25 protein-coding genes, 1 tRNA gene and 1 riboswitch are annotated in these 24,052 nt (G+C 72.3%); of the genes, 14 read left to right on the top strand and 12 right to left on the bottom strand.

Annotated features, from left to right (window positions below):
* The first annotated feature begins 34 nt into the window (after positions 1–34).
* Positions 35–1,882: a tetratricopeptide repeat protein gene (locus OTB19_RS06585; RefSeq protein WP_420716804.1), complete on the top strand. Its 1,848-nt coding sequence runs from the start codon at positions 35–37 to the stop codon at positions 1,880–1,882.
* A gap of 31 nt (positions 1,883–1,913) precedes the next feature.
* On the opposite strand, the gene OTB19_RS06590 is transcribed toward OTB19_RS06585, so the two are convergent.
* A complete protein-coding gene (locus tag OTB19_RS06590; protein ID WP_267797074.1) occupies positions 1,914–2,066 on the bottom strand; it encodes a hypothetical protein in 153 nt (50 codons plus the stop codon).
* A gap of 126 nt (positions 2,067–2,192) precedes the next feature.
* On the opposite strand from OTB19_RS06590, the gene OTB19_RS06595 reads away from it, so the two are divergent.
* Positions 2,193–2,468 (top strand): hypothetical protein, encoded by a 276-nt coding sequence (locus OTB19_RS06595; RefSeq protein WP_267797075.1) that lies wholly within the window; start codon positions 2,193–2,195, stop codon positions 2,466–2,468.
* A 47-nt stretch (positions 2,469–2,515) separates the two neighbouring features.
* A tRNA-Met gene (locus tag OTB19_RS06600) sits at positions 2,516–2,589 on the top strand.
* Positions 2,590–2,713: 124 nt separating this feature from the next.
* Here OTB19_RS06600 and OTB19_RS06605 read toward each other — a convergent pair.
* The gene (locus OTB19_RS06605) at positions 2,714–3,130 is read right to left on the bottom strand and encodes a Fur family transcriptional regulator (RefSeq protein WP_267797076.1); all 417 of its coding nucleotides are present in this window, start codon (positions 3,128–3,130) and stop codon (positions 2,714–2,716) included.
* A 142-nt stretch (positions 3,131–3,272) separates the two neighbouring features.
* Between OTB19_RS06605 and OTB19_RS06610 the strand changes: the two genes are divergently transcribed.
* Complete coding sequence (locus tag OTB19_RS06610) at positions 3,273–4,742, top strand: catalase (protein ID WP_324289556.1); 1,470 nt, start codon at positions 3,273–3,275, stop codon at positions 4,740–4,742.
* Between the two features lie 106 nt (positions 4,743–4,848).
* On the opposite strand, the gene OTB19_RS06615 is transcribed toward OTB19_RS06610, so the two are convergent.
* Both OTB19_RS06615 and hisN read right to left on the bottom strand, forming a co-directional pair.
* The gene (locus OTB19_RS06615; protein ID WP_267797078.1) at positions 4,849–5,244 is read right to left on the bottom strand and encodes a cyclic nucleotide-binding/CBS domain-containing protein; all 396 of its coding nucleotides are present in this window, start codon (positions 5,242–5,244) and stop codon (positions 4,849–4,851) included.
* Positions 5,245–5,495: 251 nt separating this feature from the next.
* On the bottom strand, positions 5,496–6,308 hold the full coding sequence (gene hisN, locus OTB19_RS06620) for a histidinol-phosphatase (protein WP_267797079.1): 813 nt from the start codon (positions 6,306–6,308) through the stop codon (positions 5,496–5,498).
* A gap of 137 nt (positions 6,309–6,445) precedes the next feature.
* Between hisN and OTB19_RS06625 the strand changes: the two genes are divergently transcribed.
* On the top strand, positions 6,446–7,006 hold the full coding sequence (locus tag OTB19_RS06625; protein WP_267797161.1) for a TetR/AcrR family transcriptional regulator: 561 nt from the start codon (positions 6,446–6,448) through the stop codon (positions 7,004–7,006).
* On the opposite strand, the gene OTB19_RS06630 is transcribed toward OTB19_RS06625, so the two are convergent.
* The 4 genes from OTB19_RS06630 to OTB19_RS06645 all read right to left on the bottom strand — a co-directional run bounded on the left by OTB19_RS06630 (position 6,972) and on the right by OTB19_RS06645 (position 10,547).
* A complete protein-coding gene (locus OTB19_RS06630) occupies positions 6,972–7,295 on the bottom strand; it encodes a DMT family transporter (RefSeq protein WP_073911826.1) in 324 nt (107 codons plus the stop codon). The genes OTB19_RS06625 and OTB19_RS06630 overlap by 35 nt on opposite strands.
* Before the next feature lie 116 nt (positions 7,296–7,411).
* Positions 7,412–8,422: a ribosome small subunit-dependent GTPase A gene (rsgA, locus tag OTB19_RS06635; protein ID WP_053676409.1), complete on the bottom strand. Its 1,011-nt coding sequence runs from the start codon at positions 8,420–8,422 to the stop codon at positions 7,412–7,414.
* Between the two features lie 8 nt (positions 8,423–8,430).
* Entirely contained in the window at positions 8,431–9,768 is a 1,338-nt protein-coding gene (aroA, locus tag OTB19_RS06640; protein WP_267797080.1) for a 3-phosphoshikimate 1-carboxyvinyltransferase, read from the bottom strand.
* Positions 9,769–9,833: 65 nt separating this feature from the next.
* Positions 9,834–10,547, bottom strand: a complete 714-nt coding sequence (locus tag OTB19_RS06645) for a M50 family metallopeptidase (protein ID WP_267797081.1) — start codon at positions 10,545–10,547, stop codon at positions 9,834–9,836.
* A 53-nt stretch (positions 10,548–10,600) separates the two neighbouring features.
* Here OTB19_RS06645 and OTB19_RS06650 point away from each other — a divergent pair, with 53 nt between their 5' ends.
* From OTB19_RS06650 to def, 8 genes are all read left to right on the top strand, one after another.
* A complete protein-coding gene (locus tag OTB19_RS06650) occupies positions 10,601–11,416 on the top strand; it encodes an SOS response-associated peptidase (RefSeq protein WP_267797082.1) in 816 nt (271 codons plus the stop codon).
* A gap of 19 nt (positions 11,417–11,435) precedes the next feature.
* The gene (locus OTB19_RS06655; RefSeq protein ID WP_267797083.1) at positions 11,436–12,092 is read left to right on the top strand and encodes an alpha/beta family hydrolase; all 657 of its coding nucleotides are present in this window, start codon (positions 11,436–11,438) and stop codon (positions 12,090–12,092) included.
* A 357-nt stretch (positions 12,093–12,449) separates the two neighbouring features.
* Positions 12,450–13,094: a sigma-70 family RNA polymerase sigma factor gene (locus tag OTB19_RS06660; RefSeq protein ID WP_008741505.1), complete on the top strand. Its 645-nt coding sequence runs from the start codon at positions 12,450–12,452 to the stop codon at positions 13,092–13,094.
* Positions 13,091–13,393, top strand: coding sequence for a mycothiol system anti-sigma-R factor (gene rsrA, locus OTB19_RS06665; protein WP_053676413.1), 303 nt, complete (start codon positions 13,091–13,093; stop codon positions 13,391–13,393). The genes OTB19_RS06660 and rsrA overlap by 4 nt, the downstream gene beginning before the upstream one ends.
* Before the next feature lie 226 nt (positions 13,394–13,619).
* On the top strand, positions 13,620–15,281 hold the full coding sequence (locus OTB19_RS06670; RefSeq protein WP_267797084.1) for an HD-GYP domain-containing protein: 1,662 nt from the start codon (positions 13,620–13,622) through the stop codon (positions 15,279–15,281).
* On the top strand, positions 15,278–16,555 hold the full coding sequence (locus OTB19_RS06675; protein ID WP_267797085.1) for an HD-GYP domain-containing protein: 1,278 nt from the start codon (positions 15,278–15,280) through the stop codon (positions 16,553–16,555). The genes OTB19_RS06670 and OTB19_RS06675 overlap by 4 nt, the downstream gene beginning before the upstream one ends.
* A gap of 105 nt (positions 16,556–16,660) precedes the next feature.
* Positions 16,661–17,656, top strand: coding sequence for a tetratricopeptide repeat protein (locus tag OTB19_RS06680; RefSeq protein ID WP_267797086.1), 996 nt, complete (start codon positions 16,661–16,663; stop codon positions 17,654–17,656).
* A gap of 67 nt (positions 17,657–17,723) precedes the next feature.
* Positions 17,724–18,359 (top strand): peptide deformylase, encoded by a 636-nt coding sequence (gene def, locus OTB19_RS06685; RefSeq protein ID WP_267797087.1) that lies wholly within the window; start codon positions 17,724–17,726, stop codon positions 18,357–18,359.
* Positions 18,360–18,407: 48 nt separating this feature from the next.
* Here def and OTB19_RS06690 read toward each other — a convergent pair whose 3' ends face one another.
* A complete protein-coding gene (locus tag OTB19_RS06690; protein WP_267797088.1) occupies positions 18,408–19,376 on the bottom strand; it encodes a helix-turn-helix domain-containing protein in 969 nt (322 codons plus the stop codon).
* An 81-nt stretch (positions 19,377–19,457) separates the two neighbouring features.
* Between OTB19_RS06690 and OTB19_RS06695 the strand changes: the two genes are divergently transcribed.
* Positions 19,458–19,742: a hypothetical protein gene (locus tag OTB19_RS06695; protein WP_267797089.1), complete on the top strand. Its 285-nt coding sequence runs from the start codon at positions 19,458–19,460 to the stop codon at positions 19,740–19,742.
* Here the strand turns inward: OTB19_RS06695 and OTB19_RS06700 are convergent.
* From OTB19_RS06700 to OTB19_RS06710, 3 genes are all read right to left on the bottom strand, one after another.
* Positions 19,697–20,713 (bottom strand): ribonucleotide-diphosphate reductase subunit beta, encoded by a 1,017-nt coding sequence (locus tag OTB19_RS06700; RefSeq protein ID WP_267797090.1) that lies wholly within the window; start codon positions 20,711–20,713, stop codon positions 19,697–19,699. The genes OTB19_RS06695 and OTB19_RS06700 overlap by 46 nt on opposite strands.
* Positions 20,713–23,121 (bottom strand): ribonucleoside-diphosphate reductase subunit alpha, encoded by a 2,409-nt coding sequence (locus OTB19_RS06705; RefSeq protein ID WP_267797091.1) that lies wholly within the window; start codon positions 23,119–23,121, stop codon positions 20,713–20,715. Before OTB19_RS06705 ends, OTB19_RS06700 begins: the two co-directional genes overlap by 1 nt.
* A gap of 188 nt (positions 23,122–23,309) precedes the next feature.
* A riboswitch (cobalamin riboswitch) is annotated at positions 23,310–23,387 on the bottom strand.
* Positions 23,388–23,463: 76 nt separating this feature from the next.
* Positions 23,464–23,961, bottom strand: coding sequence for a GNAT family N-acetyltransferase (locus tag OTB19_RS06710; protein WP_267797092.1), 498 nt, complete (start codon positions 23,959–23,961; stop codon positions 23,464–23,466).
* Positions 23,962–24,052 lie beyond the last annotated feature (91 nt).

Here is a 24,052-nt window from a genome sequence, read left to right on the forward strand (position 1 = left end):
TACGCGGGTAGCAGGTGATGCGACGATGGGATTTATGGGGGACAGGTCAACTCTGCTGGAGACAGGGCGGTTTGTGAGGGCGGAGGCCGAGCCGGGCACGGGAGCCGTTGAGGCGGCTCGCACCGTTAACGCGCAGACCGCACTGACCGATGCGGATTTCGCGGACGAAGCCTTCGGCGAAGCCGACGTGGCCAGTGACGCCGAGCTCGAAGCCCGGCACCGGGTGGCCGCCGACAAGGGCGACCCCGGCGCCATGAGCGTGCTCGGGGCGCTGCTGCTGCGCCGCGGCGACCTCGCCGGGGCCGAGCCCTACCTGCGCGGAGCCACCGGCGAGGGCGACCGGGCCGCCGCCAACAACCTCGGCGTACTGCTGCACCAGCGGGGCTACCCCGAGGAGGCCGCCGGCTGGTGGCGCGTCGCCGCCGTGGCCGGATCCGCACCCGCCGCGCACGCTCTCGGCCGCTACTACCGGGAGCGGGGCGACGAGCCCGCCGCCGAGTACTGGCTGCGCCAGGCGGCGGAATCCGGCCATGCCCTGGGCGCGTACGGACTGGCCGACCTGCTGGAGCACCGTGGGGACCGCGGCGTCGAGCGCTGGTTCCGCGCGGCTGCCGAGCAGGGGCACCGCGAAGCCGCGTACCGACTGGCGCGACACCTGCGCAAGGGCGACCCCGCCGAGGCCGAGCAGTGGTACCGGCAGGCCGCCGCGCGCGGACACCGCCGGGCCGCCCTGCACCTGGGCGCGTTGCTGGAGGCGCGCGGGGAACTCAAGGAGGCCGGGCGCTGGTACCTGACCTCCGCCAAGCAGGGCGAGGCCCGAGCCGCCTGCGCCCTGGGGTTCCTGCTGCGCGACGCCGGCGACGAGGACAGCGCGGCCGCGTGGTGGAACCGTGCCGCCCAGGACGGCGACGGCAACGCCGCCAACGCGCTGGGCGCGCTGCACGCCGCGCGCGGCGAGACCCAGACGGCCGAGAAGTGGTACCGGGCCGCCATGGACGCGGGCGACCAGAACGGGGCGTACAACCTTGCTTTGCTGTGCGCCGCACAGGAGCGGACCGCGCAGGCCGAGCAGTGGTACCGGCGCGCGGCGTACGCGGGCCACCGCGAGGCGGCCAACGCGCTCGCCATCCTGCTGTTGCAGGGCGGCGACACCGAGGGCGCCGAGCCCTGGTTCTCCAAGGCGGCGGAGGCGGGCAGCGTGGACGCCGCCTTCAACCTGGGCATCCTCTTCGCCGGTCGGGACGAGGACCGCACGGCGCTGAAGTGGTACGAGCGGGCCGCGTCGGCGGGACACACCGACGCCGCGCTCCAGGTCGGCATCGCCCTCGTGCGGGACGGCGAGGAGCGCGCCGCCGAACGCCACCTGCGCTGCGCGGCGGGCGGCGGCAGCGCGGAGGCCGCGTTCCGGCTGGCCTCGCTGCTGGAGTCGCTGGCCCCGCCGCCGGAGCCGCCGGCCCTCGGCGAGTCCGCGGGCGGCGCCGCGCGCACCGAGAGCGAGGAGTGGTACGAGCGGGCCGCCGAGCACGGGCACCGGCGGGCGCAGGTGCGCGTCGGGATGCTGGCCGCCGCGCGGGGTGACCTCGCGATGGCGGCGCGGTGGTACCGGGAGGCGGCCGAGGCCGGCTCCCGCAACGGGGCCTTCAACCTGGGGCTGTTGCTGGCACGGGAGGGCAACGAGCCGGAGGCGGCGCTGTGGTGGACGCGGGCGGCCGTGTCCGGACACGGCCGGGCCGCGCTGCGGCTGGGACTGCTGGCCGCGCGTCAGGGCGACCTGACGGAGGGGCAGAAGTGGTGCGTGCGGGCCATGGAGCTGGGGCCGGCGGAGGTCTCGGAACGGGCCGCCAGGCTGCGGGACGCGCTGGCGGAGGAACTCTCGGCCTGACCCGGGACGGCCGAGAGGCGCCGCTCGGGGGTCAGCGGTAGAGCCATGACGTCGAGCGCGCGTACGCGTGGCGGAAGAACAGGGGCATCAGGGCGTCGTTGACGCGGCGTTGCAGGGTGCCGGGGGTCTTGGAGTCGCACTTCGCCGGCAAGGAGGAGCTGCTCCAGGCGCTGCTCGCGGACATGGGGGACCAGGTCGACGCGGCCGTGGGGGCCGAGGAGCATCCGCGGGAACACGATCTCGCCGATCCCGCACAGCTCCGCACGCACGTCGCCGTCAGCTGGGGGTCTTCCGGGACCACCTGCCCGTCGTGGTGGCCCTCTTCCAGAAGTCCATGGCCGAGCCCCCGGCGGCGGGGCGAGCCTGGGAGCGGCTGACGCGGGAGACGGACCCGCTGCGTCGGCACCTGGAGTACATGCGCGAGCAGGGCCGCCCGCTTCCCGGAGACCCCGGTCTGGTCGCGGCGGCCATGGGGTCGATGATCTCGATGCTCGGCTACGCGGCGATGACCGCAGGGGTCCCGCTCGACGACGACGAGGTGGTCGACACCCTCACCGCTCTCCCGCTGCGAGGACTGGCCGGTTAACGGATTTGCATCTGCCGGGGGCCCTCCCGTAAAGTCAGGTTTACCGACGCGGGGTGGAGCAGCTCGGTAGCTCGCTGGGCTCATAACCCAGAGGTCGCAGGTTCAAATCCTGTCCCCGCTACTGAAGACCGAAGGCCCGGATCCCCTGGATCCGGGCCTTCGGTCGTTTCCGGATGGAAAGCGCGCCACGAGAAGGGCCCGGAAGCATCATGCTTCCGGGCCCTTCGTGTCATTCGTGGCGGGGGTCAGGCGACCGCGCAGTTCGGGCAGACCCCTCGGTACGTCACCTCGACGGCGGAGACCGTGAAGCCGAAGCGTTCGCCGTCGGGGAGGTCGGCCAGCGGGTCGCCGGCCGGGTGGACGTCGCGGATCGCGCCGCAGCGGGCGCACACCAGGTGGTGGTGCGGCTGGTGCGCGTTCGGGTCGTACCGCTTGGCGCGGCGATCCGTGGACACCTCCAGGACCTCGCCGAGGGACACGAGCTCGCCCAAGGTGTTGTAGACGGTCGCCCGGGAGATCTCCGGCAGCCTGGTCACGGCACGCGCGTGCACCTCGTCTGCCGTCAGGTGAACGTGGTCACCGTCGAGCACCTCGGCCACGACACGCCGCTGTGCGGTCATGCGCCATCCGCGTCCGCGGAGTCGTTGCAGCAGGTCACTCATGGACGCCAGCCTAACAGCGAGGGGACTCCGTGTAACTCCCGAACGAGTGCGAGATTGGATTCCTGCTTGACTTAGACAAAGTCCATCGTAGGATCGAGTACGGCACGGCCCGAGGTCGGGTCGAGGGCAGGACGAGGCAGGAATGACGCAGGAGGCGCACGTGACGCAGGGACCGCTCACCACGGAGGCCGGAGCTCCGGTCGCCGACAACCAGAACAGCGAGACCGCCGGCATCGGCGGCCCCGTCCTGGTCCAGGACCAGCTCCTGCTGGAGAAGCTCGCGCACTTCAACCGCGAGCGGATCCCGGAGCGCGTGGTGCACGCCCGCGGCGCCGGCGCCTACGGCACCTTCACGCTCACCCGCGACGTCTCGCAGTGGACCCGGGCGAAGTTCCTGTCCGAGGTCGGCAAGGAGACCGAGACGTTCCTGCGCTTCTCCACCGTCGCGGGCAACCTCGGCAGCGCCGACGCGGTGCGCGACCCCCGCGGCTGGGCGCTGAAGTTCTACACCGAAGAGGGCAACTACGACCTCGTCGGCAACAACACCCCGGTGTTCTTCATCAAGGACGCCATCAAGTTCCCCGACTTCATCCACACCCAGAAGCGCGACCCGTACACGGGCTCGCAGGAAGCCGACAACGTGTGGGACTTCTGGGGCCTGAGCCCCGAGTCGACCCACCAGGTCACCTGGCTCTTCGGCGACCGCGGCATCCCGGCGTCCTACCGCCACATGAACGGCTTCGGCTCGCACACGTTCCAGTGGAACAACGAGGCCGGCGAGGTCTTCTGGGTCAAGTACCACTTCAAGACCGACCAGGGCATCAAGAACCTCACCCAGGACGAGGCCAACCGGCTCGCCGGCGAGGACCCCGACTCGCACCAGCGCGACCTGCGCGAGGCCATCGAGCGCGGCGACTTCCCGTCCTGGACCGTGCAGGTCCAGATCATGCCCGCGGCCGAGGCGGCCGGGTACCGCTTCAACCCGTTCGACCTCACCAAGGTGTGGCCGCACGCGGACTACCCGCTGATCGAGATCGGCAAGCTGGAGCTCAACCGCAACCCGGAGAACGTCTTCGCCGAGGTCGAGCAGAGCATCTTCAGCCCGGCCCACTTCGTCCCCGGCATCGGTCCCTCTCCGGACAAGATGCTCCAGGGCCGTCTCTTCGGCTACGGCGACGCCCACCGCTACCGCGTCGGCATCAACGCCGACCACCTGCCGGTGAACCGCCCGCACGCCACCGAGGCGCGCACCCACTCCCGCGACGGCCACCTGTACGACGGTCGCCACAAGGGCGCGAAGAACTACGAGCCGAACAGCTTCGGCGGCCCGCACCAGATCGACCGCCCGCTGTGGCAGTCGGTTCCCCTCACGGGCGGCACGGGCAACCACCCGGCCGCGGTGCACAGCGAGGACAACGACTTCGTCCAGGCCGGCAACCTCTACCGCCTCTACTCGGAGGACGAGAAGACCCGGCTGATCGAGAACCTGTCCGGGTTCATCGCCAAGGTCTCGCGCGAGGACATCGTCGAGCGCGCGATCAACAACTTCCGCCAGGCGGACGGCGACTTCGGCAAGCGGCTGGAAGCCGCGGTCCAGGCCCTTCGCGGCTGACGCACCGCTTGTCGTGGCGAAAGACGGGCCGGCGCTCCCTCGGGAGGGCCGGCCCGTCGGCGTACCGCCGAAGAAGCCCGGGCCGGCGCGGCCCCGGCCCCTGGACCTACGCCGGTACGGCGCTGCGTCGGACCGGCGCCCAGCAGCGGATGACGTCACGGACGGACACGATGCCCACGGGGCCGCCGTCCTCCAGCACGATCAGATGCCGGAAACCGCCGTGCGCCATGGCCTCGGCGGCCTCCTGCACGGTCGCCTCCGGGGTACAGAACACGACGTTGTTGGTGGTGTGCGCACCCACGGACTCACGGTCGGGATCGTGTCCCGCGCCGATCGAGTTGAGGATGTCGCGCTCGGTCAGGATGCCGATTCCACTGTGCTCGGGGTCGAGTACGACGGCCGCGCCCACGCGCCGGCCGGACATCAGGCAGGCCGCCTGACGGAGGGAGTGCGCGGGTCCGAGGGTGAGGATCACGGTGCTCATGGCGTCACGGACGAGCATGAAGGGAGCCACCTCCTGGTGATCCCCCGCTCGGGTGGGTGCGCGAGGTGAAGGCCGTGCGGTCGCACTTCGAGAAACCCTTCACAAGCGCACAAGCGGGGGGACCCTCAGATTCCCACGAACACGGAGGGTCATCAAGAGGGCGCGTTCCGCACGCCCGGGCGCATCCGCCGGCGCGGAACGCGCCCGGACCTCGTTCGCGTGGGCCCCAGGGGTCCGGGACCCGGCCACCCGCACCCCGGCGCCTTGAGTCAGGCGCGCGGACGCAGGTGCGCCAGCATCTCCGCGTGGAGCAGCCCGTTCGAGGCGGCGGCGTTCCCGCCGTGCACGCCCTCGACCCCGTCCAGATCGGTGAAGCGGCCGCCCGCCTCCTCCACCACGACCGCCAGGGCGGCCATGTCCCACAGGCTCAGCTCCGGCTCCGCGCACAGGTCGAGCGAACCCTCCGCGACCATCATGTAGGGCCAGAAGTCGCCGTAGCCGCGGGTGCGCCAGCAGGCGCGCGACAGGTCCAGGAAGCCGGGCAGCCGGCCCTGCTCCTCCCAGCCGGTCAGCGAGGAGTAGGCGAAGGAGGCGTCATCCAGGGTCGCGACCTTCGACACCCCGAGCCGCGTGGTCTCGCCCAGGGCGCCGCCCGCGAAGGCGCCACCGCCCTGCGCCGCCCACCAGCGGCGGCCCAGCGCCGGCGCGGAGACCACGCCGACCACGGGACGGAAGGCGCCGTCGGCGTCGTCGGGGTCCTGTGCCATCAGGGAGATCAGGGTCGCCCAGACCGGAACCCCGCGCACGTAGTTCTTGGTGCCGTCGATGGGGTCCACGACCCAACGGCGCGGCCCCTCGCCCTGGAGCCCGTACTCCTCGCCCAGGATCGCGTCGCCGGGGCGGGCGGCCAGGATCCCGGCCCGGACGATCTCCTCGGCGGCCTTGTCGGCCTCGCTCACCGGGGTCATGTCCGGCTTCGTCTCGACCAGCAGGTCGAGGGCTCGGAACCGCTGCATCGTGGCGGCGTCCGCCGCGTCGGCGAGTTCAAGGGCAAGGCGGAGGTCATCGTCATACTCGGGCATGGTCGAACAGTAGCGAGACTGTCGCGGCCCGGCGAACGCCGTCCACGGTACGGCCGAGACGCGCCCTTGACAGGATCTGTCGACCCGTCAACTCTGGCCGGAGAGCCAATCGGGTGAGCCAATCGGGGGAGGCGTCGATGCCGGCGGCCCGGGAATCCTTGCTGGAAGCGGCCGGAGCGGCGCTGTCCGCCCGCCCCTGGCCCGCCGTGCGGATGGTCGACGTGGCGGCCGCCGCCGGGGTGTCCCGACAGACCCTCTACAACGAGTTCGGCGGCAAGGCCGGCCTGGGCCGGGCCCTGGTCCGCCGCGAGGCCGACTGGTACCTCGACGGCGTGGACCGGACCCTGGCCGTCCAGGCGGGCACCGCCGACCGGCTCGCGGGAGTGGCCGAATGGACCGTACGGGCCGCCCGCGCGCGCCCCCTGGTCCAGGCCCTGCTGACCGGCTCGTGGAACGGGAACCTGCCCGCGCCGCCCGGACGCGGGTCCCGGCCGGGCGTCCCCGCGCTCGGTCCCGGCGAACTGATCCGCGCGGTCCGCGACCGGGCGTCCGCCGCGCTCACGCCGGAAACGGCGGGGCGGTGCGAACTCGTCGTACGGCTCGCACTGTCCTACGTGATCGCCCCGGGGGAGGAGTCGGGCACCGGGGAACTGCTGCGCCTGGTCAGTGCGCCGAACCGGACAGCTGAAGCCCGATGACGCCGAGGATGACCAGCGAGATCGAGACGAGCTTGAGGGTGGACACCAGGTCGCCCAGGAAGACCATGCCGTAGATCGCGGTCCCGGCGGCCCCGATGCCCGTCCACACCGCGTACGCCGGACCCACGTCGAGCTTCTTCAGCGCGAGCGTCAGCAGGCCGAAGCTGCCGAGCGCGAAACAGGCGAAGGCGATGGTCGGCCACAGACGGGTGAAACCGTGGGACAGCTTGAGGCACACCGCGAAGCCCGTCTCCAGGAACCCGGCGACCACGACCAGCAGCCACGCCATGGCGTACGCCTCCCCGCGTCATGTGACATCGCGTCACTTGGTGCGAACAAGCATTTATCCCGACCGGTGCTCCCACAAACCCGGCCCGCCGCCGGACGGCCGGGCCGCCGATCGGCTCAGTCGCCCTCGCGGCGCTCCCGCGTCTCCAGCAGCCGGCGCAGCGAGTACAGCCGCGCCGGGTCCGCGTGGCCGTCCTCCACCCACTTGTCGAGCGCGCAGTCCGGCTCGTCGTGGCTGCACGCGCGCGGACACCCCTCGGTACCGGGCACCAGCTCCGGGAAGGCCAGGATCACCCGGGACGGGTCCACGTGGTGCAGACCGAACGAGCGCACGCCCGGAGTGTCGATCACCCAGCCGTCGCCCGAGGGCAGCGGCAGCGCCAGCGCCGAGGTGGTGGTGTGCCGGCCGCGGCCGGTCACCGCGTTCACGTGGCCGGTGGCGCGCCGCCGGTCCGCCGCGACGAGCGAGTTGACCAGGGTGGTCTTGCCGACGCCCGAGTGGCCGACGAAGGCCGTGATCCGGCCGTTCAGACGCTCGCGCACCCGCTCCGCCGCGTCACCCGTCGCCAGCTCCTCGCGGTTGGTGACCACGTAGTTCAGGCCGAACGTCGAGTAGATCTCCAGGATCTTGTCGGCGGACGTCAGGTCGGACTTGGTGAGCACCAGCAGCGGCTCCAGCCCGGCGTCGTACGCGGCCACCAGGCAGCGGTCGATCATCCGGGGCCGCGGCTCCGGATCGGCCAGCGCCGTGACGATGGCCAGCTGGTCCGCGTTCGCGACGACCACCCGCTCGTACGGGTCGTCGTCGTCCGCGGTGCGCCGCAGGACGGACCTGCGCTCCTCGATCCGCACGATCCGGGCGAGGGTGTCCTTCTTGCCGGACAGGTCACCGACGATCCAGACCTTGTCGCCGACCACCGCCGCCTTGCGGCCGAGCTCGCGCGCCTTCATCGCGTGCACCGCGCGGTCCTCGACCAGGCAGGTCAGCCGGCCGCGGTCCACGGTCAGGACGAAGCCCTCCGAGGCGTCCTCGTGCTTGGGGCGGATGGTCGTACGCGGCCGATTGCCCTTGCGGTTCGGGCGGGAGCGGATGTCGTCCTCGTCGGTGTTCTTGCCGTACCTGCGCATGACGGGCCCTACGCTCCCGCTCCCGCGAGCATGTCTGTCCACATCTTGGGGAAGTCCGGCAGGGTCTTCGCGGTCGTCGCCACGTTCTCGATCAGCACGCCCTCCACCGCCAGACCGATCACGGCGCCCGCGGTGGCCATCCGGTGGTCGTCGTACGTGTGGAAGACACCGCCGTGCAGCGGGCGCGGGCGGATGTGCAGACCGTCGGCGGTCTCGGTGACGTCGCCGCCGAGCCCGTTGATCTCGGCGGTCAGCGCGGCCAGCCGGTCCGTCTCGTGCAGCCGCAGGTGCCGGACACCGCGCAGGATCGACTCGGAGTCGGCCAGCGCGGCCACCGCCGCGATGCCCGGGGTCAGCTCGCCGACCTCGCCCAGGTCCACGTCGATGCCGTGAATCTTCCCGGTGCCGGTGAAGACCAGACCCGCGTCGGTGAGCTCGCAGGAACCGCCCATCTCCGTGAAGATGCGGCGCAGCGCGTCACCGGGCTGCGTGGTGCGGTGCGGCCAGTCGGGGATGGTGACCGTGCCACCGGTGATCAGCGCCGCCGCCATGAAGGGCTGCGCGTTGGACAGGTCGGGCTCCACGACCATGTCGCGGCCCAGGAGCGCGCCGGGCGCGACCCGCCACACGTCCTTCTCGCCGCCGGCCTCCGGGGTGTCCACCTGGGCGCCCGCCGCGCGCAGCATCTCCACCGTCATCCGGATGTGCGGCATCGACGGCAGCGTCGAACCGACGTGCCGGACCTCGACGCCCTGGTTGAACCGCGGCGCGGACAGCAGCAGCGCGGAGACGAACTGGGAGGAGTTGGAGGCGTCGATCTCGACCGTGCCGCCCTCCAGGGCCCCGCCGCCCTGGACGGTCAGGGGCAGCGCGCCCCGGCCGTCGTCGTCGATGCGGGCCCCGAGGACGCGCAGCGCGTTGATGACCTCGCCCAGCGGGCGCTCGTAGGAACGCGGGTCGCCGTCGAAGCGGATGTCGCCGCCGGCCAGGGTGGCCACGGGCGGCAGGAAGCGCATGACCGTGCCCGCGTTGCCGACGTCGACGGTGGCCGGGCCGTGCAGCGCGGCCGGGATGACCCGCCACGCCTCGCCGCTGTCACCGTCGGCGGAGCTGGAGGAGATGGTCTCCTCAATGCCGACGCCCATCGCGCGCAGGGCGTCCGACATCAGCTGCGAGTCGCGCGAGCGCAGTGGGCGGCGCACCCAGCCCGGCTCGGAGGCGAGCGCGGCGAGCACCAGGGCCCGGTTGGTGACCGATTTGGAACCCGGCACGGTGACGGTGGCGTGGACGGTGCCGTCCGCGAGCGGAGCGGGCCAGAGGGCGTGGAGCGCGGGGGTCTCGGTCATGGTCTCCACTTTAGTGGCTCCACCCGTACCCGGATCTTGATCGCCGGCCGGTCGTCGTCCCCGTCTCAGAGGGCGAGAAGCCAGCGCCCGCCGCCGATCAGCGAACACAGCGCCACGGCGTGGAACATCAGCAGCCAGACGACCGGGTGCACGTGCGTGAGCCGACCGAGCTGGTCCGCGTCCGAGTCCGGGGCTCCACCGTTCCTCCGCTTGGCCTGGAGCTCGAACACCGGCCGGACCCCGCCCAGCAGCAGGAACCACACCACCCCGTACGCGAACATCGCCTGGACCTCGGCCGGGGCCAGCCAGGACACCAGGACGAAGCCGGCGCCGGTCAGCACCACCGTCAGCAGCCCGTACGCGTTCCGGATCATCACCAGCAGCGCCACCAGCAGCGCGGTGGCCGCCCACAGCAGCAGCGTGATCCGGTGCGCCGACAGCAGCGCGGCCCCGCCGAGGCCCAGCAGCGAGGGCGCCGTGTACCCGGCGGCCGCCGTCAGGACCATGCCGAGCCCGGTCGGCCTGCCCCGGCTGACGGTGACCCCGCTGGTGTCCGAGTGCAGCCGGATCCCGTCGAGCCGACGCCCGGTCAGCAGCGCGAGCAACCCGTGACCGCCCTCGTGCGCGATGGTGATCGCGTTGCGGGAGATCCGCCACACCGGGCGGGGCGCCACGGCGGCCAGGGCGACGACCCCGGTCGCGATCACCAGCCACAGCTCGGGCTCGGGCTGTATGCCGGTGAGCCGGTCCCAGAGACCGGCCGTCGTGATGCTGTCCATGGAGTGGCGGACTCCTTGCGGTGGTGGGCGGGTGTCGTGGCAGTGTTGCAGGCATGTGCGGAAGGTATGCAGCGAGTCGGGCGCCGGAGGATCTGGCGGGGATCTTCGGCGTCGAGAAGTGGGAGCCCGAGGAGGCCCTGGCACCCGACTGGAACGTGGCGCCGACGAAAGAGGTCCACATCGTCCTCGACCGTCCCTTGAAGGACGCGCCGAGCCCGCGTCCGGTTCGACAGCTGCGGGTGGTGAAGTGGGGGCTGGTCCCCTCCTGGGCCAAGAACCCCGAGGGCGCGGCCCGGATGATCAACGCCCGCGCCGAGACCCTCGCGGAGAAGCCGTCCTTCCGCCGCCCCTTCGCCCAGCGCCGCTGCATCGTCCCCGCCGACGGCTACTACGAGTGGGTCACCGCCCACGACGAGCGGCAGCTGGAGGTCGAGGGGAAGAAGAAGCGGGCCCGCAAGCAGCCCTACTTCGTGCTGCCCTCCGACGGCGCCGTCTTCGCCATGGCCGGGCTCTACGAGTTCTGGCGGGACCGGACCCTGCCCGACGAGCATCCGGCGGCCTGGTGGGTGACCTGCTCGGTCATCACCACCGAGGCCGAGACGGGGCCGCTGGGCGTGGCCCCCGCCGACGGGCCCCGGTCGCTCTCCGAGATCCACCCCCGCATGCCGCTGATGCTGACCCCGGACAAGTGGGACCCCTGGCTGGACCCGGCGCGCACCGACCCCGACGAGCTCCAGGCGCTGCTCGCGCCGCCGCCCGGCGGGCTGATGCGGGCGTACCCGGTGTCCACGTCCGTCAGCAACGTGCGCAACAACGGCCCCGAGCTGCTGGAGGAACTGGCCGCGCCGGAGGAGGAGACCCTCTTCTGACCCGGGCAGGATGGGGCGCATGACCACGCGTACCGAGAGCGCCCCCACCCCGGCGGGCGAGGCCCGCATCACCTGGCACCCCGCCACGGCCGGGAAGACCCGGCTCGTGCTCGCCGTGAGCCACGGCGCCGGCGGCGGGATCGAGGCACGGGACCTGCGGGCGCTGGCCGCCGACCTGCCGGCCCGCGGGATCACCGTGGCCCTGGTCGAACAGCCCTGGCGGGTCGCCGGGAAGAAGGTCGCCGCCGCGCCCAAGGTGCTCGACGAGGGCTGGCGCGGGCTGTGGCCGGCGCTGACGCGGCCCGGACTGCCCGTGGTGGCCGGCGGTCGCAGCGCGGGGGCCAGGGTCGCCTGCCGGACCGCCGTCGAACTGGGCGCGGCCGGGGTGCTGGCGCTGGCGTTCCCGCTGCACCCGCCGGGCCGGCCCGAGAAGTCCCGCGCCGAGGAGCTGCTGGGCGCCGGGCGGCCCACTCTGGTGGTCCAAGGCGGCCGGGATCCTTTCGGCCGGCCCGAGGAGTTTCCCGAGCCGGTCGGGGACGATCCGTACGAACTCGTCGCGGTGGAGCACGGCGACCACGGGTTCGCCGTGCCGAAGAGGGCCGACCGGACCCAGGACGAGACCCTCGACGCGATCACCGGGGCCGTCGCGGGATGGCTCGGACGACTGCCGCTGTGAGCCCTCGCACGGCTGCCGGCGCGCTCCACGGGCCCGACCTGACACATTCCCGCGTGATCCGGCTCACGCGCCCCGCCGAGTCGACCTGACGGATCCGGGAACGCCCCACAGGCCCCGGGAATGCCGGGCCCGGGCCTTCTGTTGTGCCGAATGTCGGTACGTACGGGAAGTTCGTCGGAGGAGAGGGAGCGCATGACCCAGGTCATCAGCCAGAACCGTCCGCAGGCCGCTGACCTGGACTGGACGGTGCTGCCTGCCCCCAAGCGCGGGACGCTTCGGGCGGCGGAGGGCCGGGAAGGTCGACTATTCTCCGATTCGAGCGGATCCGCTTTCGGAGCCGCCACGCTGTCGGAGGAGGTGGGTCCTGTCGCCGGGACCGACGAAGGCCACGCGGAGGAGACGACCCCGGAGCGCAACGCGCGCTTCGAGCGGGACGCCCTCGGCTACCTCGACCAGATGTACTCCGCCGCGCTGCGCATGACGCGCAACCCGGCCGACGCCGAGGACCTGGTCCAAGAGACGTACGCGAAGGCGTACGCGTCGTTCCACCAGTTCCGCGAGGGCACCAACCTCAAGGCATGGCTCTACCGCATCCTGACGAACACGTTCATCAACTCCTATCGCAAGAAGCAGCGCGAACCGCAGCGCAGTGCGGCGGAGGAGATCGAGGACTGGCAGCTGGCGCGCGCCGAGTCGCACATGTCGACGGGCCTTCGGTCCGCCGAATCGCAGGCGCTCGACCACCTGCCCGATTCGGATGTGAAGGAAGCACTCCAGGCCATTCCGGAGGAGTTCCGCATCGCGGTCTATCTCGCCGACGTAGAGGGCTTTGCGTACAAGGAGATCGCGGACATCATGGGTACACCCATCGGCACGGTCATGTCCCGACTGCACCGTGGGCGCCGTCAACTCCGCGGAATGCTGGAGGACTACGCCCGTGAGCGCGGGCTGGTCCCCGCCGGCGCTGGAGAGTCGAACGACCTGAAAGGCTCGGGCTCATGAGCTGCGGAGAGCCGCACGAGACGGAGTGCGCCGAGGTCCTGGATCACCTTTACGAGTTCCTGGACCACGAGATGCCCGACAGCGACTGCACGAAGTTCGAGACACACTTCGGCGAGTGCAATCCCTGTCTTGAGAAGTACGGCCTCGAACAGGCCGTGAAGAAGCTGGTCAAGCGCTGCTGCGGTTCGGACGACGTGCCGACCGATCTGCGCTCGAAGGTGATGGGACGGATCGAGCTGATCCGTTCGGGACAGGCCGTGCCCGACCACGACGTCACGGCCGACCCCGCGACGGGTTAGCCGAAAGCGTTTCGTTACCCCGCCGGCCGGGATTCGCCGGCCGCGCCTTTCCGAACAACCGCCCCCGGTCGTTCACTTCGTTCACTCGAAGGTGCTAATCCGGGGGCACCCGCACGGCACAATGTGAAAATGTGGCCCACTTCGCGTGGGGCCCCACCTATTCTCCCCTTCCGGTACCGGTCCGCTCCGGTGCCCGCCGTGCACGGCCCAGGGGGAGGAGAGCGCCATGCGGGTACTTCCGCCGGCGGCGCGCGTCCTCGTCGTGTGCGCGGTCCTCGGCGCCTCGGTGTGCGTCCTGCCGGCCGCCCTGCGCTCCGACACCCCGTGGCCGACCGTCTCGCTGCTCGCCGCGCTCTACCTCGGCTGTGAGGGGGTGCGGATCTGCCCGCGCCTCGCCGGCCGGGTGCCCGAGGGCATCGGCACCTTCTTCCCCGTCGTGCTGGCCGCCGTCTTCCTGCTCCCGCCCTGCGCCGCCGCGCTCGTGGCCGTGCCCGGAGCCCTGGCCGGACCGGTGGTCCGGCGACCGGTGGGGGTGCGCCGGGTCTGGCACGCGGCGCAGCAGGCGACGGCCGCCTGGGCGGCGGGACGCGCGTACGGGCTGCTCGGCGGACCGGCCGCGCTCGACGGGCGGGGACCGGTCGCGAGCGCGGTCCCCGGGCCGTCCGCCGGCGGTGCGGCGGGCGCCGATCCGATCGCCTGGGTCGCCGACTTCCCCTACCTCCTGCTTCCCGCGGCGGTCGCCGCCGTCGTCTTCTGCCTGGTCCTCGCCCTCCTCGACGGGGCGATCCTCGTGGCCGCCGAGCGGCGGCCACCGGCCACCGTCCGGGCCGGGCTGTCGGTCCGCTCCCTGGCCCCGCACTGCGTGCACGGGCTGGCCGGGCTGATGATGGCCGTCATGTGGCGCAGCCCGTACGGACTGCCCGCCGCCCTGCTGGTCCTGCTGCCGATGTACATCTCCTGCTGGGTCTTCGCCCAGTACCACCGCGAGCGCACCGCCCACCAGGCCACGATCCGCGCGCTGGTACAGGCCGTGGACATCAAGGACCGCTACACGCGCGGTCACAGCGAACGGGTCGGTCAGGCCTCGGCGATGATCGCCCGCGAGCTGGGGATGGCGGACGACCGGATGGAAGTCGTCCGTATCGCCGGCATCCTGCACGACGTGGGCAAACTCGGCGTGCCGACCCGACTCCTGCGCAAGGACGGGCCGTTGACCCCCGAGGAACGCAGGATCATCGAACTGCACCCCGAGTACGGGCACGAGATGGTGCGCGGCATCGGCTTCCTCGGGGAGGCCCGCGCGGCGATCCTCCACCACCACGAGCGGGTCGACGGGTCGGGCTACCCGTACGGACTGCGCGGCGAGCAGATCCCGGTGTCCGCGCGCGTGGTGGCCGTGGCCGACTCCTTCGACGCCATGACGTCGACACGCTCGTACAGCAGGGCGCGGCCGGTGCCGGTCGCGCTCGCGGAGCTGGAGCGGTGCGCGGGGACACAGTTCGACCCGGCGATGGTGCGCGCCCTGGTCGGCGCGATCGGGCGCCAGGGCTGGCATCCGATGGTCACCTCCGACGACGACCTCCAGGTCATCGGCGACGGGCCGGGCGCTCCGGGTGGTCCGGGTGGCTCCGCCGAGGGCACGCTGCCCGGGCTGCCGACCCAGGGCGGCCCGTCGGCGGCCCCCGCGGAACCGGGCCCGCCGGGCCGGTCCCGGGACAACGCCCCGGAACCCGGGCGGGCCCCCGACGGCCGGACGTCCCGGGTGCGCCCCGCGACCGGGACGGGAACCGGCCCGGGCCCCGGACCCCAAACCGGACCCCGAACCGGACCCCGCTCCGGACCCCGACCAGGGCCCCGCCCCGGGCCCCGACCCGGAACCGGCCCGTGAGGGGGCCGACCGCCCCGGCGGTACGCGCCGCCGCCGCCCTGCTCACCCTCGTGGCCCTGGGCCACACCCTGTGGCACGGCCTCGCCGACACCGGCGTCGCCCTCGCCTTCGGCGGACTCGTCGCCGTCGGGGAACTCGCCCGCCGCGACCACAGGGACGCCGCCGGGAACCTCACCGCCGAGGACCGCCGGCCCGCGCCCCTCGGCTCCGCCGGAGCCCTCGCGTACGCCCTGCTCGGCCAGAACGCCGGGCACCCCACCCACCACGGGGCCCTCCAGACCGTCGCCGTCGTGCTCGCCGCCGCCCTCGTCGGGCTCGTGCCGCACGTGGCGCGGGGCCGCGGACCCGCCCTCGACCACGTGGCCCGCCAGGTGCTCACGGTCGGCTTCGCCGCCGCCTGTTTCCAGCCGCTCCACCACTCCGCCCGCCTGGAGGGCAGCGTCGGCGAAGGCCCGTACCTCGTGCTCTTCCTGCTGCTCCTGCTCGGCCTGACGGCCCTGTGCGACGCCGTCCTCGCCGCCGCGCTCGGCGCGTCCCGCACCGGCCGGCCGTACGGGCCCCTGCTGCGCGACGAGCTGCGCGCGCTCGCCGGGATCGGCTCGGCGATCTGCGCGACCGGCCTGGTCATGGCGCTGGCCGTGGCCGTGGCCGGGGTGTGGGCCCTGCCCGTCTTCAGCGTGCCGCTGCTGCTCACCCAGCTGTCCTTCCACCGGATCACCGCGATCCGCACCACGTACCGCGAGACCATCACCTCCCTCGCCCGGGCCACCGAGATCGCCGGGTACACCCGCCCGGGCCACTCCCTGCGGGTGGCGGCGCTGAGCTGCGCCGTCGGGCGGGAGCTGGGGCTGTCCGAGCGGGAGCTCACGGTGCTGGAGTACGCCGCCCTGATGCACGACATCGGGCAGCTGTCCCTCGTCGACCCGGTCCCGGCCGGGGCGACCGCCGGGCTGCCCGCTGCCGAGGCCCGCCGGATCGCCGGGCTGGGCGGGGAGGTGGCGCGGCAGACGGGGGTGCCGACGGAGGTCGCGGTGGTCGTGGAGCGGCAGGCCGATCCGTACCGTGAGCAGCCGGTCGCCGCCCGCATCGTGCGCGCGGTGAACGCCTACGACGACCTGTGCGGCGCGAGCGGTCACCCGGGCGGCTCACTGGCCGCCCTGGAGCGTCTGCGGCTGGGCACCGGGCACGACTACCAGCCGGAGGTCGTGGAGTCTCTGGCGAGGGTTCTGGCCAGGGGCGGACGTGCCCGAGTCGTTCCCGTCCCGCCTGGGTAACCCATGGGTAATGAGCGGCCGTCCGAGTGGGCATGGTTGGATGCGAGTGAGAGTGTCCGTGAGGGTGTCCGCAAGGCTGCACCGTTGGACCGGCAGGCGGGAATCGTGAGGATCTTCGGGAAGGTACGGCATCGGCCCTCCGCCTCGTGGCGGCAGGCCACCGACCGCGCGTTCACGCTGATCGGCGACGGGCGGTACGAGGACGCGGGCGCGCTGCTGACCAGAGCGGCCGACCTGGAGCCCTGGTTGTCCGAGTCCTGGTTCAACCTGGCCCTGCTGCACAAGTTCCGGCACGACTGGGAGCAGGCGCGGGCCGCGGGGCTGCGCGCGGTGGCCCTGTTGGACCGCGAGACGGGCGCCCCGGACTGGTGGAACGTCGGCATCGCCGCGACCGCGCTCCAGGACTGGCCGCTGGCCCGCCGGGCCTGGCAGGCGTACGGCCTGAAGGTCCCCGGGGACCCGCACGGCACGAGCGGCGCCGGCGAGCCCGTCGGCATGGAACTGGGCAGCGCCGCCGTGCGGCTCTCGCCCGAGGGCGAGGCCGAGGTCGTCTGGGGGCGGAGGCTCGATCCGGCCCGGATCGAGGTCCTCTCGATCCCGCTGCCGTCCTCCGGGCGGCGCTGGGGCGAGGTCGTCCTGCACGACGGGGTGCCGCACGGCGAGCGGATCACCGCCGCCGGCCCCTCCTACCCCGTCTTCGACGAGATCGAGCTGTGGGCGCCCTCGCCGGTGCCGACCTGGGTGGTGCTGCTGGAGGCGGCCACCGAGGCCGACCGCGACGCCTTGGAGCAGCTGGCCTCCGACGCGGGCTTCGCCGCCGAGGACTGGTCCTCGTCGGTGCGGCTGCTGTGCCGGACGTGCTCCGAGAGCGCGATGCCGAGCGACGAGGGCGACGAGCAGCACCCGGACCCGCACGATCACAGCGAACCCGGCCATCCCGGCCCGCTGGGCCACCGCACCGCCGGTTCCGGCTCCCTGTGGGTCCCCGAGCGCGAGTGCGGCATCGCGGCGCCGGCCGGTCTGGTGCGCGGGCTGCTCGACGGCTGGGTGGCGGACAGCCCGGACAGTCGCGAGTGGCGGGATCTGGAGGAAGTCTGCTGAGTCGGGGCCGTAGGCTGTACGGGTCACATCGGTGACTCGGCGGACTTACGGAAGGCGTACGGCGGACATGGCGCAGCAGGAGAACCAGGTTGTCCCGGTCGACGAAGAGGGCTACGTCGTGGACACGGCGGACTGTGAGGCGCGCGAGCTCGCCTACCGTGAGCGCGGCACCTCCCGCCCCATCACGGTGGTCGGCAATCCGGTCCTGCACCGGGAGTGCAAGGACGTCACCGAGTTCGGCGACGAACTGGCCCGGCTGATCGACGACATGTTCGCCAGCCAGAAGACCGCCGAGGGCGTGGGCCTGGCCGCGAACCAGATCGGCGTGGACGCCAAGGTCTTCGTCTACGACTGCCCGGACGACGACGGCAAGCGGCACACCGGTGTCGTCGTCAACCCGAAGCTGGTCGAGCTGCCGGTCGGCGCCCGCGTGCTGGACGACTCCAACGAGGGCTGCCTGTCGGTCCCGACCGCCTACGCCTCGCTGGCCCGCCCGGACTACGCCGAGGTCACCGGCCAGGACGCGCAGGGCAACCCGATCAAGGTCCGGGGCACCGGCTACTTCGCGCGCTGCCTCCAGCACGAGACGGACCACCTGTACGGGTACCTGTACATCGACCGCCTCTCGAAGCGCGACCGCAAGGACGCCCTGCGACAGATGGACGAGGGCACCCCGCGCTACGAGGTCGTCCCGAACGCCTGAGCCGCCCCGGGCCCTGTCGTCGAAGTCGCGCCGCTTTGGCGACAGGACCTACGCCACGGCCTGCGGGCCCCGGAAGGCGCGCCGGAACGAGTTCGGCGTGGTGCCCAGGGCCCGCAGGAAGTGGTGGCGCAGCGCTGCCGCGTTGCCGAAGCCGCAGCGGCCCGCGATGGCGTCGATGGTCTCGTCGGAGGACTCCAGCAACTCCTGCGCCAGCAGAACGCGTTGGCGCAGCACCCACTGGTACGGAGTGGAGCCGGTCTCCTGCTGGAAGCGGCGGGCGAAGGTGCGCGGGGCCATGTGCGCGCGCTCCGCGAGCTGCTCGACCGTGATCTCCTCGTCCAGGTGGCGTGCCATCCAGGCGATGACCTCCCCGACCGTGTCGCAGGAGGTGCGGGGCAGCGGACGCTGGATGAACTGGGCCTGGCCGCCGTCCCGGTGGGGAGGCACGACCATCCGCCGGGCGATGGTGTTGGCCACCTCGGCGCCGTGTTCCTGGCGCACGACGTGCAGGCAGGCGTCGATGCCCGAGGCGGTGCCCGCGGCGGTGATCACCGAGCCCTCGTCCACGTAGAGCACGTCGGGGTCCACGATGGCCTTCGGGAAGCGGCGGGCCAGGGCCGGGGCGTGCATCCAGTGGGTGGTGCAGCGCCGCCCGTCGAGCAGTCCGGCCGCGCCGAGCAGGAAGGCCCCGCTGCACACGCTGAGCAGCCGTGCCCCCCGGTCCACGGCCCGGCGCAGGGCCTCCAGCAGTTCCTCGGGGTACTCCCGGGTCGGGGCCAGGCGGTCGGCCGGCAGGCAGATCAGGTCCGCGCTCTCCAGCCGCTCCAACCCGTGCGGGACCACGATGTCGAAGTGTCCATCGCCGGTGGTGGACCGCCGGTCCTCCGCGGCGCACACGGCGAAGTCGTAGACCGGCAGCCCCATGTCGCTGCGGTCGAGTCCGAAGACCTCGCAGAAGATGCCCAGTTCGAAGGGGGCGACACCGTTGGCGAGGGCCACGGCCACATTGGTCAGCATGCCCCCAGTGTGGCAGTAATTCGCACTTCCATGACGGTCCTGCCACTGTCGGGATTTCGCCGGCCTCGCGAGAGTGGAGGCGTGAACACACTGCTGAACCACCTCGTCGTCCTCGCCGTCGCAGGCCTCCTCGCGGGCCCGGCTCTCCACGGACTCCTCCTCGAACGCCGTGTCGACCGGCAACTGCGCGCCGCCCGCGAGCGGGAGGAGGCCGCCTGGGAAACACGGCAGCGCCCCCGCCCGGGACCCCCGGGAATCCGGGGGGTCCACCCCGTGGGCGGGGGCGCTGCCAAGCCGTACGGCCGTGTGGGGAAGGGGACTCAGAAGTCCTCGTCCAGGTCGACGGTGCCCTCGACCGCGACCTGATAGGCCGACGGGCGGCGCTCGAAGAAGTTCGTCAGCTCCTGGACGCCCTGGAGCTCCATGAACGAGAACGGGTTCTGCGAGCCGTACACCGGCGGGAAGCCCAGGCGCACCAGACGCTGGTCCGCGACGCACTCCAGGTACTCGCGCATCGACTCGGTGTTCATGCCCGGCAGGCCGTCACCGCACAGGTCGCGGCCGAACTGCAGCTCCGCCTCGACGGCCTCCTTCAGCATGTCGGTGACCTGCTGCCGGAGGGCGTCGTCGAAGAGCTCCGGCTCCTCCTTGCGGACCGTGTCGACGACCTCGAACGCGAAGTTCATGTGCATGGTCTCGTCACGGAACACCCAGTTGGTGCCGGTGGCCAGACCGTGCAGCAGGCCGCGCGAGCGGAACCAGTACACGTATGCGAAGGCGCCGTAGAAGAACAGGCCCTCGATGCACGCCGCGAAGCAGATGAGGTTCAGCAGGAAGCGGCGCCGGTCGGCGGCCGTCTCCAGCCGGTCGATCTTCTCGACCGAGTCCATCCACTTGAAGCAGAACTGCGCCTTCTCGCGGATCGAGGGGATCTCCTCGACCGCGTCGAACGCGGCCGCCCGGTCGTCCGGGTTGGGCAGGTAGGTGTCGAGCAGCGTCAGGTAGAACTGGACGTGCACGGCCTCCTCGAACAGCTGGCGCGACAGGTACAGGCGCGCCTCCGGGGAGTTGATGTGCTTGTACAGGGTCAGCACGAGGTTGTTCGAGACGATCGAGTCACCCGTCGCGAAGAACGCGACCAGGCGGCCGATCATGTGCTGCTCCGACGGGGTCAGCTTCGCGAGGTCCGCGACGTCCGAATGGAGGTCGACCTCTTCGACCGTCCACGTGTTCTTGATCGCGTCGCGGTAGCGCTCGTAGAAGTCCGGGTAGCGCATCGGGCGGAGCGTGAGCTCGAAGCCCGGGTCCAGGAGGTTCTTGTTCTCGTTGGAGCTCATTACTGGCAGGCCTCGCAGGACTCGGGGTTCTCAAGGGAGCAGGCCAGCGCGTCGGCGTCGACGGCCTGCGGAAGCGGGGTGGCCGCCGCCGGGACGGCGGAGCCGGACGCGGCGCGGGCGATCTTCGTCGCCGGGCGCGAGCGCAGGTAGTACGTGGTCTTCAGGCCCTGCTTCCAGGCGTACGAGTACATCGAGGACAGCTTCCCGATGGTCGGCGTCTCCAGGAACAGGTTCAGCGACTGCGACTGGTCGAGGAACGGCGTACGAGCCGCCGCCATGTCGATCAGGCCGCGCTGCGGGATCTCCCACGCCGTGCGGTACAGCTCGCGCACCTCGGCCGGGATCCAACCGAAGCCCTGCACCGAGCCGCTGGCCTCGCGCAGCGCCTCGCGGGACTGGGCGTCCCACACGCCGAGCCGCTTCAGCTCGGCCACCAGGTAGGCGTTCACCTGGAGGAACTCACCGCTGAGCGTCTCGCGCTTGAAGAGGTTGGAGACCTGGGGCTCGATGCACTCGTACACACCCGCGATCGAGGCGATCGTCGCGGTCGGGGCGATCGCGAGGAGCAGCGAGTTGCGCATGCCGGAGGTCGCGACCCGGGCGCGCAGCGCCTCCCAGCGCTCCGGCCAGTTCAGCTCGGTGTCGTAGTGGTCCGGGTGCAGGACGCCGCGGGCGGTGCGGGTCTGCTCCCAGGCCGGGAGCGGGCCGTTGCGCTCGGCGAGGTCGCAGGAGGCCTCGTACGCGGCCAGCATGATCCGCTCGGAGAGCTTCGTGGACAGCGCCCGCGCCTCGGGGGAGTCGAAGGGCAGCCGGAGCTGGAAGAAGACGTCCTGGAGGCCCATCGCGCCCAGACCCACCGGACGCCAGCGGGCGTTGGAACGGCCGGCCTGCTCGGTCGGGTAGAAGTTGATGTCCACCACGCGGTCGAGGAAGGTCACGGCGGTGTGGACGGTCGAGTCCAGCCGCTCCCAGTCGATGTCGCCGTCGACGACGAACGCGCCGAGGTTGACCGAACCGAGGTTGCAGACGGCCGTCTCGCCGTCGTTGGTGACCTCGATGATCTCGGTGCAGAGGTTCGAGGAGTGGACGACCGTGCCCGGCTCCGCGGTCTGGTTCGCCGTGCGGTTGGAGGCGTCCTTGAACGTCATCCAGCCCTGGCCGGTCTGCGCGAGGGTGCGCATCATCCGGCCGTACAGCTCCCGGGCGGACATCGTCTTGCGGGCCAGGCCGTCCGCCTCGGCCTTGCGGTAGGCGGCGTCGAACTCGTCGCCCCACAGGTCCACCAGCTCGGGGACGTCGGCCGGGGAGAACAGCGACCAGTCGGAGTCGGCGTTGACGCGGCGCATGAACTCGTCCGGCACCCAGTGGGCCAGGTTCAGGTTGTGCGTACGGCGCTGGTCCTCGCCGGTGTTGTCGCGCAGCTCCAGGAACTCCTCGATGTCCGCGTGCCAGGTCTCCAGGTAGACGGCGGCGGCGCCCTTGCGCCGGCCGCCCTGGTTCACGGCCGCGACGGAGGCGTCGAGGGTCTTCAGGAACGGCACGATGCCGTTGGAGTGGCCGTTGGTGCCGCGGATCAGCGAACCGCGGGCGCGGATGCGGGAGTACGACAGGCCGATGCCGCCGGCGTGCTTCGACAGGCGCGCGACCTGGTGGTAGCGGTCGTAGATCGAGTCGAGCTCGTCCAGCGGGGAGTCCAGCAGGTAGCAGGAGGACATCTGCGGGTGCCGGGTGCCGGAGTTGAAGAGGGTCGGGGAGGACGGCAGGTAGTCGAGGCGGCTCATCAGCCGGTAGAGCGAGGCCACTTCCTCGACGGCCTGGACCGTCTCGTTCTCCGCGAGACCACACGCCACGCGCAGCATGAAGTACTGCGGGGTCTCGATGACCTGGCGGGTGATCGGGTGGCGCAGCAGGTAGCGGCTGTGCAGGGTGCGCAGGCCGAAGAAACCGAAGCGGTCGTCCGCGCCCTCGGCGAGCGCGTGCTCGACCAGCGCGTTCAGCCGGCTCGCGTGGGTCGCCACGAACTCGGCCGTGCGGTCGGCGATCAGGCCCTCGCGGTGGCCGACCTCGACGGAGGCGGAGAAGGAGGTGGACCCCTGGCCCGCGGCCTCGTCACGGACGGCCAGCGTCAGCAGGCGCGCGGCCAGCCGGGAGTACGCCGGGTCCTCGGAGATCAGACCGGCGGCGGCCTCGGTGGCCAGCCCGCGCAGTTCGGCCTCGTCGGAGGCGGAGCTGCGGCCGCGGAGCGCGGCGGCGGCGACCCGGCCGGGGTCGGTGTCGGGGAGGTTGGCCGTCAGCTCGGTCAGGGTGCGCAGCAGCGCGGCCCCGGGTCCCCCGGACGTGATCGCGGTCTCGATCGCGGACTCGGACGGAACGGACTCTGCGCGCGGTGCGGAGGGCGCGATGGTCACGGGGGGAGCTCTCCCTTGCTCGGCTCCGGGAACACCGACGGCGCGGGCGCGAGCGGGCGCATGCGGACCTGGCACGCTCCGGCCCGGACAGGGCGGGCGGTACGTGCACCGCATGGCGTCCACCGGCCCAACCGCGGGGCCCGGACGTGTCTGCACCCGGTTCGGTCGAGCCGGGCGCGCTGTCGACAGGTCCTCGGACTTGTAGTTGCACGAAAGGGTGCACTTCACACCGTTGCGGGACAGTTCCGGATTCGCACCGGATTCCCCTGCGACGACAGCGAGCACGAGCATACATGTGGGGGCGGGTGGATGCGTGACCCCCCACATGTTGTGTCGGCGTGGTTACAGCTCCAGACGGTAGGTCAGGAGGGTGAGGCCCGGGATCGGGGCCCAGTCTCGTTCTGGTGTTCGGGTGAAGCCGAGGCGCTCGTAGAGCCTGTGCGCCCCCGCCATCGACCTCTGGGTGGACAACACCAGGTGCGTCACGCCCTCCAGGGCCCTCGCCCGGGCCATGCACGCCCGCACCAGGGCCTCGCCCGCACCGCGCCCGCGCGCCGCGCGGGCGACGGCCAGCATCCGGAACTCCGCTTCGCCCGGGCCGGCGATGTCGGCCAGTGGGCTCGCGTTCGAGGCGAACGTCACCCCGCCGAGGACCGTGCCGTCGTGGTCCGCGACGAGCACCTCCCCGGAGGCGGCCCGGCCGGCCACGTCGCGCAGCACGTTCAGGTAGGAGTCGTCCTCGTTGAAGTCCAGCAGCCCGTCGTCCAGGTAGGCCCGCGCGGTGATCTCGCCGAGCTCTTCGTATTCGGCGGCCGCGGCCGCCCTGATCACGATGTCCATGCCGTCGAGTGTGTCGGACGGCCGTGCGAGGGGTCGCGCGTGTCCACGGACGGGAACGCCGAGTGCGTAAGCCCGTGTACGGACGGGCAGG

Origin of the sequence: Streptomyces sp. H27-H5, assembly GCF_026627505.1 — a bacterium.
In the GTDB taxonomy this organism is placed as follows: Bacteria; Actinomycetota; Actinomycetes; order Streptomycetales; family Streptomycetaceae; genus Streptomyces.

Bases quoted from the DNA above. Each gene is read 5' to 3' on its own strand.
- OTB19_RS06585 (WP_420716804.1), top strand. From the start codon at position 35: ATGGGGGACAGGTCAACTCTGCTGGAGACAGGGCGGTTTGTGAGGGCG.
- OTB19_RS06590 (WP_267797074.1), bottom strand. From the start codon at position 2,066: ATGTCCGCGAGCAGCGCCTGGAGCAGCTCCTCCTTGCCGGCGAAGTGC.
- OTB19_RS06605 (WP_267797076.1), bottom strand. From the start codon at position 3,130: ATGAGTGACCTGCTGCAACGACTCCGCGGACGCGGATGGCGCATGACC.
- OTB19_RS06610 (WP_324289556.1), top strand. From the start codon at position 3,273: ATGACGCAGGAGGCGCACGTGACGCAGGGACCGCTCACCACGGAGGCC.
- OTB19_RS06615 (WP_267797078.1), bottom strand. From the start codon at position 5,244: ATGCTCGTCCGTGACGCCATGAGCACCGTGATCCTCACCCTCGGACCC.
- hisN (WP_267797079.1), bottom strand. From the start codon at position 6,308: ATGCCCGAGTATGACGATGACCTCCGCCTTGCCCTTGAACTCGCCGAC.
- OTB19_RS06625 (WP_267797161.1), top strand. From the start codon at position 6,446: ATGCCGGCGGCCCGGGAATCCTTGCTGGAAGCGGCCGGAGCGGCGCTG.
- OTB19_RS06630 (WP_073911826.1), bottom strand. From the start codon at position 7,295: ATGGCGTGGCTGCTGGTCGTGGTCGCCGGGTTCCTGGAGACGGGCTTC.
- rsgA (WP_053676409.1), bottom strand. From the start codon at position 8,422: ATGCGCAGGTACGGCAAGAACACCGACGAGGACGACATCCGCTCCCGC.
- aroA (WP_267797080.1), bottom strand. From the start codon at position 9,768: ATGACCGAGACCCCCGCGCTCCACGCCCTCTGGCCCGCTCCGCTCGCG.
- OTB19_RS06645 (WP_267797081.1), bottom strand. From the start codon at position 10,547: ATGGACAGCATCACGACGGCCGGTCTCTGGGACCGGCTCACCGGCATA.
- OTB19_RS06650 (WP_267797082.1), top strand. From the start codon at position 10,601: ATGTGCGGAAGGTATGCAGCGAGTCGGGCGCCGGAGGATCTGGCGGGG.
- OTB19_RS06655 (WP_267797083.1), top strand. From the start codon at position 11,436: ATGACCACGCGTACCGAGAGCGCCCCCACCCCGGCGGGCGAGGCCCGC.
- rsrA (WP_053676413.1), top strand. From the start codon at position 13,091: ATGAGCTGCGGAGAGCCGCACGAGACGGAGTGCGCCGAGGTCCTGGAT.
- OTB19_RS06670 (WP_267797084.1), top strand. From the start codon at position 13,620: ATGCGGGTACTTCCGCCGGCGGCGCGCGTCCTCGTCGTGTGCGCGGTC.
- def (WP_267797087.1), top strand. From the start codon at position 17,724: ATGGCGCAGCAGGAGAACCAGGTTGTCCCGGTCGACGAAGAGGGCTAC.
- OTB19_RS06690 (WP_267797088.1), bottom strand. From the start codon at position 19,376: ATGCTGACCAATGTGGCCGTGGCCCTCGCCAACGGTGTCGCCCCCTTC.
- OTB19_RS06700 (WP_267797090.1), bottom strand. From the start codon at position 20,713: ATGAGCTCCAACGAGAACAAGAACCTCCTGGACCCGGGCTTCGAGCTC.
- OTB19_RS06710 (WP_267797092.1), bottom strand. From the start codon at position 23,961: ATGGACATCGTGATCAGGGCGGCCGCGGCCGCCGAATACGAAGAGCTC.